The organism is Paenibacillus sp. plas6 (assembly GCF_057221655.1).
In genome coordinates, this window is record NZ_CM170151.1 from 1,600,528 (window position 1) to 1,615,085 (window position 14,558).

The 14,558-nt window shown below is 39.2% G+C and carries 11 protein-coding genes; 7 read left to right on the forward strand and 4 right to left on the reverse strand.

The features are described 5' to 3' along the window. Positions 1–124: 124 nt before the first annotated feature. The 3 genes from AC2TDL_RS07105 to AC2TDL_RS07115 all read right to left on the reverse strand — a co-directional run bounded on the left by AC2TDL_RS07105 (position 125) and on the right by AC2TDL_RS07115 (position 3,699). Positions 125–1,162, reverse strand: coding sequence for a glycoside hydrolase family 88/105 protein (locus tag AC2TDL_RS07105; protein ID WP_484699677.1), 1,038 nt, complete (start codon positions 1,160–1,162; stop codon positions 125–127). Positions 1,163–1,203: 41 nt separating this feature from the next. Further along, entirely contained in the window at positions 1,204–2,325 is a 1,122-nt protein-coding gene (locus AC2TDL_RS07110) for a rhamnogalacturonan acetylesterase (protein ID WP_484699679.1), read from the reverse strand. 216 nt (positions 2,326–2,541) lie between these two features. After that, complete coding sequence (locus tag AC2TDL_RS07115; protein ID WP_484699681.1) at positions 2,542–3,699, reverse strand: Gfo/Idh/MocA family protein; 1,158 nt, start codon at positions 3,697–3,699, stop codon at positions 2,542–2,544. 378 nt (positions 3,700–4,077) lie between these two features. On the opposite strand from AC2TDL_RS07115, the gene AC2TDL_RS07120 reads away from it, so the two are divergent. The 3 genes from AC2TDL_RS07120 to AC2TDL_RS07130 all read left to right on the forward strand — a co-directional run bounded on the left by AC2TDL_RS07120 (position 4,078) and on the right by AC2TDL_RS07130 (position 6,841). Beyond that, a complete protein-coding gene (locus AC2TDL_RS07120; RefSeq protein WP_484699683.1) occupies positions 4,078–4,914 on the forward strand; it encodes a helix-turn-helix domain-containing protein in 837 nt (278 codons plus the stop codon). Positions 4,915–5,058: 144 nt separating this feature from the next. Continuing rightward, a complete protein-coding gene (locus AC2TDL_RS07125) occupies positions 5,059–5,451 on the forward strand; it encodes a GntR family transcriptional regulator (protein WP_484699685.1) in 393 nt (130 codons plus the stop codon). Between the two features lie 10 nt (positions 5,452–5,461). Further along, positions 5,462–6,841, forward strand: a complete 1,380-nt coding sequence (locus AC2TDL_RS07130) for a PH domain-containing protein (protein ID WP_484699687.1) — start codon at positions 5,462–5,464, stop codon at positions 6,839–6,841. 136 nt (positions 6,842–6,977) lie between these two features. Here the strand turns inward: AC2TDL_RS07130 and AC2TDL_RS07135 are convergent, their stop codons facing one another. Next, positions 6,978–8,711: an ABC transporter ATP-binding protein gene (locus AC2TDL_RS07135; RefSeq protein ID WP_484699689.1), complete on the reverse strand. Its 1,734-nt coding sequence runs from the start codon at positions 8,709–8,711 to the stop codon at positions 6,978–6,980. Positions 8,712–9,091: 380 nt separating this feature from the next. Here AC2TDL_RS07135 and AC2TDL_RS07140 point away from each other — a divergent pair, with 380 nt between their 5' ends. The 4 genes from AC2TDL_RS07140 (at position 9,092) to AC2TDL_RS07155 (ending at position 14,463) form a co-directional block, all read left to right on the forward strand. Beyond that, positions 9,092–10,525, forward strand: a complete 1,434-nt coding sequence (locus AC2TDL_RS07140; RefSeq protein ID WP_484699691.1) for an ABC transporter permease — start codon at positions 9,092–9,094, stop codon at positions 10,523–10,525. A gap of 18 nt (positions 10,526–10,543) precedes the next feature. Continuing rightward, positions 10,544–12,040, forward strand: coding sequence for an ABC transporter permease (locus AC2TDL_RS07145; RefSeq protein WP_484699693.1), 1,497 nt, complete (start codon positions 10,544–10,546; stop codon positions 12,038–12,040). Between the two features lie 53 nt (positions 12,041–12,093). Further along, positions 12,094–13,920, forward strand: coding sequence for an ABC transporter substrate-binding protein (locus tag AC2TDL_RS07150; protein WP_484699695.1), 1,827 nt, complete (start codon positions 12,094–12,096; stop codon positions 13,918–13,920). A gap of 78 nt (positions 13,921–13,998) precedes the next feature. Then, positions 13,999–14,463 carry a hypothetical protein gene (locus AC2TDL_RS07155; RefSeq protein ID WP_484699697.1) on the forward strand — a complete coding sequence of 155 codons (465 nt, stop codon included), beginning with the start codon at positions 13,999–14,001 and terminating at the stop codon, positions 14,461–14,463. Positions 14,464–14,558 lie beyond the last annotated feature (95 nt).

The following is a 14,558-nucleotide window of genomic DNA, read 5'->3' on the forward strand; positions in this document are numbered from 1 at the left end:
TCACAAGCATCTGGGCATAAGCGCTACTATTATATTTCCATTGCAACAAAATTTAAATAGAGCTTATACATGCCGCAAATGCTGCAGCATCTATAAGCTCTATACATTAAACTTTACGTTTCTTTTATATACTGCTTACGATCTCTTTATTTTGCAGCAATGCTACAAGGAATGCGAGGGTTAAGCCCTGTCCCCAGCCCTGTACTCGTTTTTTCGAAATTGCCTTATAATCTTCAGCCGAGTACATTACCGCTGTTCCAGCTGACACATTGCGAACGGATCCATCTTCATCAATATTGGCAACAATGCCCTTGTACGCATTGCGGATATAGTTTTGATGAAGCGGATGCGCATTAATAACAATCGCTGCTGCTATACCGGCAGAAGCCGAAACTTCCTCATAGGAAGTTTCATCATTAAGAATCGTCCGCCATAGGCCATTCTCTGTTTGCAGTCTGCCCAGTGCGCTTAATTGATCGCCAAGCGCTCCACCAATTTGCATCCACATCGGCATAAATGGATTTAGCATTTTATGCGCTTGTGCCATTGTATAGGCAGCCCATGCATTCGCTCTTCCCCAATAAATGCCGGATAAATGGCTTTGCTGAACATTATCCCACGCATGGTAGAAAAGATTTGTTTTATTATCTTGTAAATATTCCTCATGCCAATAAAATTGATTTAGCGCATCATCAATATAATCCTTATTGTCTAGCTTAAAGCCAAGTCGCAGCAAGAAATAAGCTGCCATAAACAATGTATCAGCCCATGCTTGTTCTGGGAAATCATTTTTCGAGGAAACCGTATGCTGGAACACTCCCTCGCCAAAACGAATGGCATCCTTATCTAAATACTCCGCCTTCTTTAGTGCTAGATCTAAATATTTTGAATCACCTGTAGCTTCATGCAAGGTGATCATCGTATGACCCATTGCGCAGTTATTCACCATAAACGGTGGCAATCCAAGCTCCAAATATTCTTCTACCCAATTTACTAGAAAATCAATATACTCCTGTTTACCCGTTGCCTCCCAAGCCTTACTAATGCCATAAAAAGCTACGCCGCAAGACCAGTTCCAAGTAAAATCCATATTCATCGTTCTACGAACAACGCGATCAATTAACTCCTTCACTTCTGCTTCGTCACATTCAAATTTTCGCATAAAATTTCACCTCATCGATAATCTTTGTATTCGCTTGGCAATTACTTCAAAAACCACGCTAGCGGGCGAATATTCAAATCCTTCAACCCATCTCGCACTAGGCGAGCCACCTCAATTGCTCCTCGCTGCTGAAAATGTGTATTATCCTCAACCCCATCAGGAAAGTTAGCAAATTCACCAGGCGCAAGCCAAGCAAATAGAGCTTTCGTTTCCTCTGCCCCAAGCTGTTCAAATAACTGCTTACTGCTACTGGCTAAATCGACAAGCGGCACCTGCTCTTCTTCAGCTAGCTGGCGCATCGCTGTTAAATAATCGCCATGATTATCAATAATTGCTCCATCTTCTGAAAACTTACGCATTTGAACAGGAGTAATAAGAATCGGGTGTGCTTCCCTATCTCGCGCACCATTAATATATTGCTTAAGCATTTCTTTATAAGTTGTAAATGGATCCGTATGTCTCGCCTCATCTGGCTTATAATCGTTATGGCCGAATTGGATAAGCAAGTAATCATCTCGCTTCATTTCCTGCAAAATTCGCTCTAATCTTCCTTCGTCAATAAAGCTTTTCGAGCTTCTCCCTGACATCGCATGATTATCGACCGTTGCTCTAAAGTTCAAAAACAATGAAAGCATTTGTCCCCAGCCAGAGTAAGGATAATTTTGCTCATTCCCATCAGCTACCGTTGAATCTCCCGCTAAAAATAGCGTACTCGTAGAAGGTGCATGGTAAATTTCAAGAGCATTAATTCTAGGAGTTACTCCCGTGAACGATAATGTCAATCGTTCCTTTGTAACCTTGACGGAAAACTCAACATAACGATATTGTCCAGCTATTGTCCGCTGCTTATATAAAACTGGTCGTCGCTCATCACCAACTGTAATTGATGTATCGGTTGGGGCGATTTCGTCGCCGATTAATGCGACAACACGGTATAGTCCGTTCGGCAAATCAACAACAAACGATGTATTGAACGGAATACAAAAATCTTTACGCAATGCAAAAGCCTCCTTGCGGACTTTTGCAGTAACACTACCACTTTCCGTGAAGCCATACCCAGTTGTCTTCTCATAAGAGCAATGTGGAGTAATTTTTATGTAGCCCTCGCATGGCTCACCTACTCCAAAATCAAAGCAATATTCTCGACGTGCAACCTTAGCCACTGTAAATCCTCCTTGATTCATTCACTTATGACTACACAATTGCTGACTTCATGTTTACTATAACGAAACTATCCTCAGCGATCGTCTACAAATGTTGCTCATTCCAGCTAAAAGTTGCAATTCTTGTCATTCTGCTTCTACGATGCAGCAAAAAAAGAGGATGTTCCGAGCGCAGTGATACAACTGACAGCTCTAAACATCCTTAAATTCAGTAAATTAATGCGTTCCTGCAACGTTAAGCGTTACGTTAGCTTCTTTCTTCTTAAACGTGGAAGTGTTAATTTTCTCTTTTAATTTTTCATAGAATAAATCCTCATCTAGCGGAAGCTCAACCCAGCTATCTGTCCATGCTGATAGATGCATAGCATTGGAAATCGTCAATCCATTTATACCTTCTACACCTGGAGCAATCAGCTTCGTACCGTTAAGTATTGCATCTACCCAGTTTGTCATAATACCGACATGCTGTGAGTTTTCTCCAGGAGTTGGCACTTCACACTTCCAACATTCAGGACTGCCAAATCCGCCTTTATATTCACGGTTAAAATCTCTTTCAGATACACGTAAGCGCCAAAACGTCAGTTTATCATCCTCAACAACAATTTTTCCGCGATCCCCTGAAATTTCTAAACGATTCGTGCCCGGGGCTTCGCCTGTGCTTGTCACAAATAAGCCTGTTGCGCCATTTGCATACTCTACATATGCCGTTACATCATCTTCTACTTCAATATCATGATATTTACCAAATGCCATAAAAGCACGCACTCTAGTAGGCATACCACAAATCCATTGCCACAAGTCAAGCTGATGCGGGTCTTGATTTAATAAGACACCGCCTCCTTCACCAGCCCATGTCGCGCGCCAGCCGCCTGCATCATAATAGCTTTGTGAGCGATACCAATTGGTAATAATCCAAATTGAACGTTTTATTTCGCCAAGCTCTCCTGCATCAATCAGATCTTTTACCTTGCGATAGACAGGATTGGTGCGCTGATTATACATAATTCCAAAAACTTTATCGCTTTTTTCTGCCACTTCATTCATTTCTCTTACTGCCTTTGTATAAACACCTGCCGGCTTTTCAATAAGTGTATGATAGCCCGCATTTAGCGCTTGAATGGCTAAGGTTGGATGCTCATAATGAGTAGTGGCAATCAATACAGCGTCACAGGCGCGTGCTTGAAAGAAATCATCTACCTTATTGAAGCGTTTGACTTTATCACCAAACGTTTTTTCAGCCCAGTCTAGCCTTGCTTCATTAATATCAAAAACTGCTGTCAATTCTGCATTAGGAACTTTCCCTTCCCATAAATGCATTGCGTGACTAGTTCCCATGCTGCCAATTCCAATAATTCCGATTCTCACCTTTTCCATTTACAATCCCTCCCAGTTAGCCTTTCAAACTACACCCTATTTTTCATACTTCATAGTTCTTCATAATTTTTGCAATCTGGAATAAACCTTTAAACTTCGCCCTCTTGGGCTGCTACGTCGTATGTTTATAAAGTCCATTCATTAGTCACCTAAGACAGCAGTACATTCATATGCAACCGCTATCAATTTCAGTCCCAATCAGCACTTATCAGTTTCCTATGAAACGCTGAATAAAGGGGAAAAATGCAATAACATTATTCAAATTGTATAGCAATTGACAATTAAATTCATTGAATTTATTGCTTAATACATTGCAAATCTTGCTTTTCCGTATTAAAGTACAGCTAGAGCGCTTTCAAACTTAAGAGGTGAAATAGGATGGATACTGTTATTCAGCGTTACAATAGTAAGCATTTCTTCTTTATGCACTCCATAACTGAAAATCCGAAAGATGTAACAACGCATTTACATGACTGCTATGAGTTGTTTTATTTTATATCAGGCGATCTTGTCTACTATATTGAAGGTCAGGCCTATCAGTTGTCGCCGCATGATTTAATCTTAACTAACTCTAAAGAGTTGCATCGAATTATGTTTAACTCCAAGGCTGTTTATGAGCGAAAGTTTATTCAGTTCTCACCAGAATATATCTCCCCCTTCCAAAGCGGCGAATATAATATGCTCTACTATATGGATAATCGAAAGCTTGGTCATCTCAATCGTATTGCTGCCAAAGATGTCATTGACTATGGAATTAGTGAACTCTGGGAAAAAATTGAGCAAGCGATCCAAGAAGGTACAGCAGCAAGCCTTATTTTATGTAAGGCGCTTTTTGTACAAATGCTGCTTTCTATTAATAAAATTTTTGCTGTCCACCATCAATCACTGCCAGAGCGTCATAAGCAGGATCAAAAAATTAATGAAATATTGGATTATATTAATCATCATTTAGAAGATAAAATTACGCTTGATTTACTGCAAACTAAGTTTTATGTGAATAAATATTATTTATGCCACATCTTTAAGAACAATACCGGCTTTACTGTGCTTGAATATATCACCTATAAACGAATGATGAAGGCGATAGAATTAATTTCTACAGGCATGCCTGCACTCGACGTCGCTCATGCCGTTGGGTATAGTGATTACTCTACTTTTTATAAAGCATTTAAAAATATTACAGGATATTCTCCTAAGCATTATTATCGGCAATAAATACTAAGGAGCAAAGTTCATTGTTTCTAGATACATCACCTCGGCATTAAGCTCTTTATTGTTTAAGTATGCTTCGCTGTTGCTTTTAAGTATTATTTGTATTAATATATATAATACTTAGTTGTTGTAAAGGAGTGATACCGTATGCTCATATCGTTAAGTTTAGATAGTGAAACCCCGTTATATGAGCAGTTGCGCAACGAAATTGTTCTCGGTATCGCAAAAGGAAAGTTACTGCCTAATGAAAAACTTCCCACTGTGCGCCAGCTAGCTGAAGAGCTTGGCATTAATACGATGACCGTTAATAAAGCATACGCGCAGCTTAAACAAGAAAATTATATTGTGATTGATCGACGTCACGGTGCAAAGGTTAATGGAGAGCTTTTCAAAAGCAATGCTAGCAGCAACGTCTCAGAGCAACTGCAGCAAAAGCTGGAGCTAATTATTGCAGAAGCTACGCTTAATGGTGTTTCCAATGAAACCTTTCAACAATTGTGTAGTAACATTTTTTCTCAAATGAATATAAAAAAAGTTTGAGGTGATTAACATGTTAATACTGTTAACGATCCCGTCTCTAGTTCTTTGGCTTGTTTTATTTTTCACCTATAAATCAATAGCCAGCTACAAAAATGGCATGCTGTTCGCCGTTACATTGCCGCAACATGCGATGGAGCATCCTCGCTTACAGGACATCCGTAACAACTATATGAAAGTCTTTAAGCGAACTTTTACTGGACTAATTATTGCTTATATTCCGCTGCTATTTATGATGGAATGGCTGGCAGTCACAATGATTTATTTTTTTATTTGGATGATCGCTACGATTATCGCATCGGCTATTCCTTATCGTAAAGCTTTTCGTGCAACACTTGAACTAAAGCGAGAGCAAGACTGGTTTGTCGGTAAAAAGAAACTGATCCAAGCAGACTTACGCGCAGCTCAACTAAAAAATATACGTTCTGCTCCTCTTCTTCTTTTTCTAATCCCACTCGCAGGTTCCATCCTGCTTACACTATGGGCTGGCTCACAAGAGCAAACAATGTATGGAGTCGGCATCGCATCTATAGTTACAACATTCATATTTTTAGCAATTGTTTTTTTGCAGCGCCGCAGCCGCTCCACTGTATATAGTGAAAATTCAGAGATTAATATCGCATTAAATCAGCATAAGAGACGATTAGTAAGCTATATGTTCTGGTGGCTAGCGATAATTGAAAATATACACTTCTATTTGCTTAACTTACTGCTGCTTAGCGAAAATGAGAGTTCTAATCAAATTTGGTTATATGCAGTAATTGGCTTTTCACTTATTCCGCTCGCAATCGTTTTACTCGTTTATCAACGAATTGCTACAATGCGGCGGGAGATGCTAGCCTTAGACAGCAGTCCTGTCTATAGCGACGATGATGAATATTGGAGTAACGGCTTTACCTACCATAATCCGTACGATAATTCCTTCCTCGTACCGAAACGAGTAGGCATTGGTGAAACGATCAATACTGGCACTTTAGCAGGAAAAATTGTGATGGGTGGAATCGTCGGCATATTTTTTGCTGTCATTATTGGGGTCTCATTTTTGCTAATTCAATCTGAGCTAAGTACACCAACCTTAACGATAAATGATCAGGAAAACATTGAAATCGACTATCCAATGTACTCCTACTCTTTTTCTCTGCAGGATATTGAAGCGCTAGACTTAGTCGAAAATATTCCGTCAGGGGTAAAAACGAATGGTGAAGCTACTAACAAAGTCGCTCGTGGGCATTTTCGCTTAAAAGAACTTGGTAAAGCTCGTCTTTACGTATTCAAAAACAATCCGCCATACATTCAAATTAAGCTTGACGATCAATATATTTTTTATAACGATAACGATCCGACGGTTACTAAACAGCTTTATGATCAATTGCAAGCCAAACTAATTCAATAGCAACCGTCTAAATCTGCAAAAAAGCCTGCAAAAAGTGCACAGCCGTTAACTATCTCGCGCGGCTGTCACTTTTTGCAGGCTTAAGTTTCATTCAAAAGTTATTCGATTGGCTTACTTAATCATTAATGATTAATCATTAATCATTAGTCATTACCCAGTGCCCTTTACTTACTTCGACTAATCTTGCTCCGTCTAATTGGTAACGATTATCTTCGTCCCCATCCACCAGCGTCAGAGGCTTTTGTGCTACCGCAATCGCTGGATCCGGAATTGGAATCGCTGCTAGCAAAGACCTCGTATATTCATGAATTGGATTAGCGAACAGCTCCTCACTATCGGCAAGCTCAACGATTTTACCGCGATACATCACCGCAACACGATCACTAATTTGCTTCACCATTGCCAAGTCATGGGCAATAAACAAATAAGTAAGCCCTAACCGTTCTTGCAGTTCCTGCAGGAGCTGAGCGATTTGAGCTTGAATCGACACATCAAGCGCAGATAGCGGCTCATCACACACAATAAATTGCGGATTAACCGCTAATGTACGAGCGATACCAATCCGTTGCCGCTGCCCGCCAGAAAATTCATGCGGGTATCGCATAGCATGTGCCGCCTCCAGCCCTACCATCTCTAGCAGCTCCTCCACTCGTTTCTGACGCTCACGCTTATTAGAAGTTAAACCGTGAACATCAAGCGGCTCACCAATAATATCAACAATGCGCAATCTGGGATTAAGCGAGGCAAATGGATCCTGAAAAATCATTCCCATATGACGACGCATTTTTTTCATTTCTTTGCGATTAAGTTGCTGAAGAGGAAAGCCCTTGAACAACACTTCGCCGCCAGTAATCTCATGGAGTCGCAAAATGCTTCTGCCAGTCGTCGATTTCCCGCTCCCTGATTCACCGACTAGACCTAGTGTTTCACCGCTGTTAATATGAAAGCTAATATCATCAACCGCTTTGAGTACTTGTCCCTTACCTAAATCAAAGTGCTGACGCAAATTAGACACTTTAATTAGCGGAATATCGTCTTCTTCCTTCATAACGTTGCTCTTTGCATTTCTACTCTTTTTTTGATCAATTCGCGGTAAAGCTGCAAGCAACCGCTTCGTATATTCATGTTGCGGATGATTGAAAATGTCACTTGTTGTACCACTTTCAACAATTTCCCCACTTTTCATTACGATGACACGATCGCACATCCCTGCGACAATCCCAAGATCATGTGTAATTAAAATAATTGACGTGCCAAATTGCTGTTGCAGCACCTTCATTTGCTGCAAAATTTGCGCTTGAATCGTTACATCCAAAGATGTCGTAGGCTCGTCTGCAATAAGAATAGAAGGTGAACAAGCCATTGCCATAGCGATCATTGCACGTTGTCGCATACCTCCAGAAAATTCATGCGGATACTGATGGTAACGAAGCTCACTGTTTCGAATCCCTGCCAGCTTAAGCATATTAATAGCTTCCTGCTTTGCTTCCTCTGGCTTTAAACCGCGATGCTTCAATAAGCCTTCCGCGATTTGCTTTCCTACCCTCATCGTTGGATTTAAGGAAGACATTGGGTCCTGAAAAATCATGCTGATGTCTCGACCACGAATTTGCTCCATCTGTTGCTCCGTCTTTTGCGCTAAATTTTCTCCCTTAAACCATATTTCACCGCTCTTCATCATTGAAGGAGGAGATGGCAGCAATCTCATAATGGAACGTGCAGTAACACTTTTTCCGCTGCCCGATTCACCGACAATTCCTAATATTTCTCCTTGCTTTAGCTCAAAACTTACTCCTTTTACAGCTTGAAATTCTTTATCATGAGCGAAAAAGGATACCGATAACTGATCCACTTTAAGCAACGTACTCATCCTATCACCTTCAACCTTTTCCTTGTCTGTGTAAGCCATATAAAATTCAAAATAACAATTATCTATTATTGATACTTAATTTAGAATAATTAACTATTTTGCTGAAAATAATATAAAAAAACTTATAAACCATCAATGATTTACATATTAATTGAATAATACATATCTTGACACTTATTCAACCTATACATATAATCTACTATATCTATCGGAATAATTCAATTTAACTAATTATATGTAGTCGTTTGTAGCATTTCGCATTGACATGCTGGCAATGAAAGCATACAATCTACTACAATTATATATCATATATAAGTATAATTTATAGAATCGATAAATATTTTATAAACAAACCTTTTTATCGTAAGGAGTAGATCGCTATGAGCGGACAAGTTGCAATCCAACAAGGTAATTTAGTCGATAAAACATTCACGATTTATGCAAAAATACTCCGTCATCCTACATATAAATGGCTCCTACTCCTATTGGGATTGCCATTAACCATTATATTATATCCGTTTTATCGTTACTTTCTCGCTCGCAGCGGCTATAACGAGCAAAAAGCAAGCATTCTTAAGCACTTAAATGAGGAAGGCATGCAAAATAAATTGCTTGAAGAAGCACGACTGCAAGTGAAACGAAAAGCACAATTTTTTGGTTATACTTTATCTGACAGCGAGCTTAAAAAGCAAGCAGCACAGTGGGCAAATGCTAAGTTAGCACATCTGCTTGATGAGCGTTTAAACATTCAGGATGGAGCAAAGCCCTATCAATTCGAACATGCTTTTCAATGGTTTATTAGTCATCCTGTTCGTTTGCTGTTATCGCTTATTCTTGCCCTGCCGATGTATGTGCTTATGTTTATCTATAGCAATCCTTATTTGAAATATATTGTAGAACGTTTAGTTATGGCGATCTTAGTTATTCTCGGTGTAGCCGTTTTTGTCTTTACGATTCTGTATATTTCGCCAATGGATCCCGCTACTAATATTCTTGGTGAAACTGCAACCAATGAACAAATCGCAGCATTTAATGCCATTTATGGCTTAGATCAGCCTTATTTGGTGCAACTATGGAATAATTTAAAAGGAATTCTGTTGCTTGACCTTGGTAAATCATTTATTGGTAATGAGTATGTTGCAACGGCAATCATTAATAAGTTTCCGATTACACTTACTCTTACCGTAATTGCTACAATATGGGCTGTTATCGTTGCTTTGCCAATTGGTATTGTTTCAGCTACTAAGCCTAATTCAGTATTTGACTATTCGTTTATGTTTATTGCTTTACTTTGTCTATCCATTCCTAACTTTTGGCTTGGTTTAATCTTCATTTTAAACTTTGCGATTAAGCTATCTTGGCTTCCAGCTACCTATAATCCTGCCAACTGGTTGTCAACGATTATGCCAATTGTTGTACTTGGCACAGCATTGATGGCTTCTGTAGCAAGAATGACAAGATCGTCAATGCTAGAAGTTATTCACGAAGACTATATTATAACAGCTCGTGCCAAAGGCTTGAAAAGAAGAGATGTATTGTGGAAGCATGCGATTGGCAATGCATTAATTCCAATTGTTACGGTTATCGGGCTCTTATTCGGAGGCATGTTGGGTGGTGCCGCGGTAACAGAAAAGGTATTTAATATTAGCGGTATTGGAAGTTACATTGTCGATCGACAATTTATACCTGATATCCCTGCAATTATGGGAGGAGTGGTCTATACAGCGATCACAATATCCCTCGTCAATGTTATTGTAGATTTGCTTTATGCATTTTTAGATCCGCGTATTCGTTCAAAAATGAAGCAATATTAGTGAGAGGAGGATGAGTTTGTGAAAACTATCGCATTAACAGCACAAGAGATTACCTTTCGCTTAAAGTCAGCAGCGGAATATCGTGAAGCTAGCTTAGCTGGATTACTTACTTCCATAATTTCCATTCTATTGCTTTGGAATGGCATAGCTTCAAACAAACCGTTAATGCTGTATATTGGCTTAGGCTACCTCCTCTTTGCTGTATTACAATTAGTCATTTGGGCTGCTATTCGTCGCAGCTTAATCACTAAAGGAGAAATTACAGATAGCGTTAGACGACTAGGCTATATCCAACTGCTTGGGATAGTTGCCGGTAATATATTTGTTGTTATATCTGGCTTTCAATTAATTAAAAAACATAAAAGCACTGCCTATACGCTTGCTGTATATGCGATGCTTACAACCTTTGTTACTTTTGCTGTAACGACATTAAATACGTTAAAGCCTTATGTAGCTGATTACTTTCTAATAGGAATGTTCCTATTGCTGCTAAGCGGCGTTTACCAGCTTGTCTCGCTGCTAATCGTTGCCCGCTATAAGCAAAGTGATTTGCTGCCAAAATGGCTATATGTCATCGCAATTGGCTTGCTAGCTACTGCGCTGCTAGGAAATTTATTTGCTTTATTTCTAGGTATTATGCTTATTGCTAAACTGCATAATCAAGGATACTCAACAGGCTCACGCTTTGGCGAGGTGTTTGAAAAGCTGTCTAGAAGTATGACCGCTATGCTTGGTCTATTCTTTGTCTCTTTTCTAGTGACCTTATCGATTAGCAGCTACTTGACCTTCGATAGCAGCTTGGCAATTGATAATAACTACAGTGTTATTCTGCAACCGCCTAGTTTGGAGTACCCGTTTGGTACTGATAATTTCGGCAGAGATTTATTTACTAGAATTATAATGGGTGCGCGAATTTCGCTTGTAGTCGGTATTTTGACAACAATTATTCCTCTAATTATCGGAGGATTGCTTGGCGCTATTTCTGGATACTATGGCAAGCATACGGACAATCTTATAATGAGAACACTAGATATTTTGTATGCTATTCCTGGCATATTGCTGGCAATTGCCATTATTGCAGCATTCGGGGCAGGTATTGTCAATCTCATTATCGCTTTAAGTATCGGCTCGATACCAACTTATGCACGAATTATGCGTGCTAACGTGCTGCAAGTATCTTCACTTGAATATGTACAAGCTGCAGCAGCGATCGGAACAAGTGACTCTTTAATTTTATTCCGTCACATTTTACCAAATACAGTAGCGCCGATGATTGTACAAGCTACCTTAACTATAGGTACAGCCGTAATTTCAACAAGCAGTTTAAGCTTCCTTGGGCTAGGGGTAGAACCTCATATTCCAGAGTGGGGCAATATCTTAAAGCTAGGCAGTGCATATTTGGAAACTCATCCATATACAGCTATCTATCCTGGACTAGCGATTATCTTGCTTGTGCTTTCCTTTAACTTCTTAGGTGATGGTTTGCGAGACGCCCTTGATCCTAAGCTTAACTAAGGTGGTTCATAAATTATATATAAACCCAATTTATTACGTGGAGGGAAAATCAAATGAAACACAATGTAAAACTGTTAACCTTGTTGCTTATCGTATCTCTGGTACTAAGCGCCTGCACATTGAAAACAAAAAATGATGCAGAAAATTCTCCATCCAATAACAATGCTGAGCAAACTGTTGACGGAACTCCAGTCGATATTGAATTGCTTGCTATGAGCTCGGATGAAGACAACGTTAATATCGTGCGTGACCAGCTTACGAAAAACGGTTTTAACGTTAAGCTAAACATTCAGCCAGATTACGGTAGCTACAAAACTCAACAAGATGCTGGTAACTTCGATATTGTCTTGTCTAGCTGGACTACCGTTACAGGTAACCCTGACTATGCAGTTCGTTCCTTATTTAAAACAGGCGGCGACTATAGCATTACGTCAGACCCTGAAATTGATGCACTAATTGATGAAGCATCTACACAAACACCAGACCAATATCTAGAAACCTACAAAACATTTGAAGAAAAGCTTGTATTTGAAAAAGCATATATTGCACCGCTATTTAGCTCAATCAAATCACAAGCATTTAACAAAGAAGTATTGAATCCAGACTCTGTTCGTCTTTCTAAATCTCGTTCTCTACCTTGGGAAGAGCTTGATTTTAATGACACAGCTAAACGCGACAACACTCCTTTATACTTACAATCTACAATGCCAACGTTAACTTCACTTGACCCTATTAAAGGTAACGACGGTTCAATTAACATTATTAATACAAACCAATATGTTCGCTTAGTTAACTTAACTGATGATGATCAAGTGACATCAAAAGGTTCTCTTTCTTTAAACCATGCCATTGCTGAAGGTAACTCTGATTACTATTTCATTTTGCGTGACGATATTAATTTTGCTAAAGTGACAGATAAAAAAGCTGTCGATTCAGGTGAGCGTGTAGGCGCTGACGATGTTATCTTCTCACTAAATCGTGCAAAAGATAAAAACTCTGTGCCTGACCATCGCACATACACATTGCACGAACATATTAATACAGTTGAAGTTGTAACTGATCTTGCTTCTCTTGATTCAATCAAAGTTTCTGGCAGTGACAAAACCATTCGCGCTGCTCTTGAAGAAGGTTTGAATGCTAAAATCTCTGAGCTTGTTGCGGATAAAAACGCTGCTGATAATAAAAACGGTAAATACCAAGTTGTTAAACTAACAACAACTTCTCCATTCCCGCAAGTATTGAACTACTTGGCGCATCAATCTGCTGGTATCGTATCGCAAAAACAAGTTCAAGCGATTAATACGTACGATGTAGAGAATTTTGATGTAAACAAAGATATTCCTTACGGTGACCAAAATACTGTAACTGAAGGTCCTCAATACAACAATACATTGTATACTTCTGGACCATATATTCTAGCTTACAAAAACGATTATGAAGCTGTATTCTATAAAAACCCTAACTATATGAAGGGCACTGAGCACGAACCAAGAATTAATCAAATTATTGTTAAGTTTATTCAAGACGCTGATAGCACACTATCTGCACTTCGCAGCGGCGAAATTCACCTATATTATGGTGTAAGTGAAGCAAAATATGATATTGTGAAAGGCGATAACAAGCTAGAACTGCAAACTATTCCAAGTAACGCAGTTTCTTACCTATTATTTAATACAAGTAACCGCGATGTTGCAGAAAGCGCTGATTTGCGTAAAGCGGTATTGTACTCCATTAACCAAGAAGAGTTTATCACTTTCTATGGCGGTAACAAATTTAAAGCTACATCTACATTAAGCCCAATCGTAAAAACAGGACTAGAGCTTGTAGCTGATGCTAACAAAGTGAAGGAACATCTTGCAGCTTACAAAGCAAGTAAATAAGGTTAGAGCTGTATAGCTTTTCATTAAAAGAGACTGCCAGTTAAGGCAGTCTCTTAGCTTAATTAGGGAGGAAATTTTATGAGTCAATCACAAGCAACAGTTAAGTTATCTCAATGGGATGCTCTTGCGCTAGAATCTTTGCGCGCAAAAGGCTGGACTAATGAGCAAATTTTGCAAGGCGTAGCTGCAAGAGAGCTGCCAACTGATGAAAGCAAGTTTCAATTTGATTATTCAGTATTAGCTGATTTAGCAGCAGAGCAGCCCGAAACGTTTAAGCGCGCTGTACAAGAGGGCTACAGCATTAAATTTAATACGATTCGCGGCATACATAGCTGGATACTTATTGCACTGCAAAAAGAAGGAAATCTCATTCTTGAGCCCGGCAAGGAAGCTGTGCGGGTAAAGCTTACGAATGATGAAGCTGCAAAACTGCGCGCTATTTTATCATTTGGTTGGCAGCTTAAATCTCTTGCTGATACGCAGCAAAACGAGCAATCAGATCAAATTGAATATGAAATAAAGCTTGTATCCGAAAAGCAATAATCATGTACGACGGAATTAAAACGCTCTAGTCATTACTGTTTGCAACTCTTATATTTTCTTTAAATGGTTAGCAACAGCTTTAATCACAACAGTTT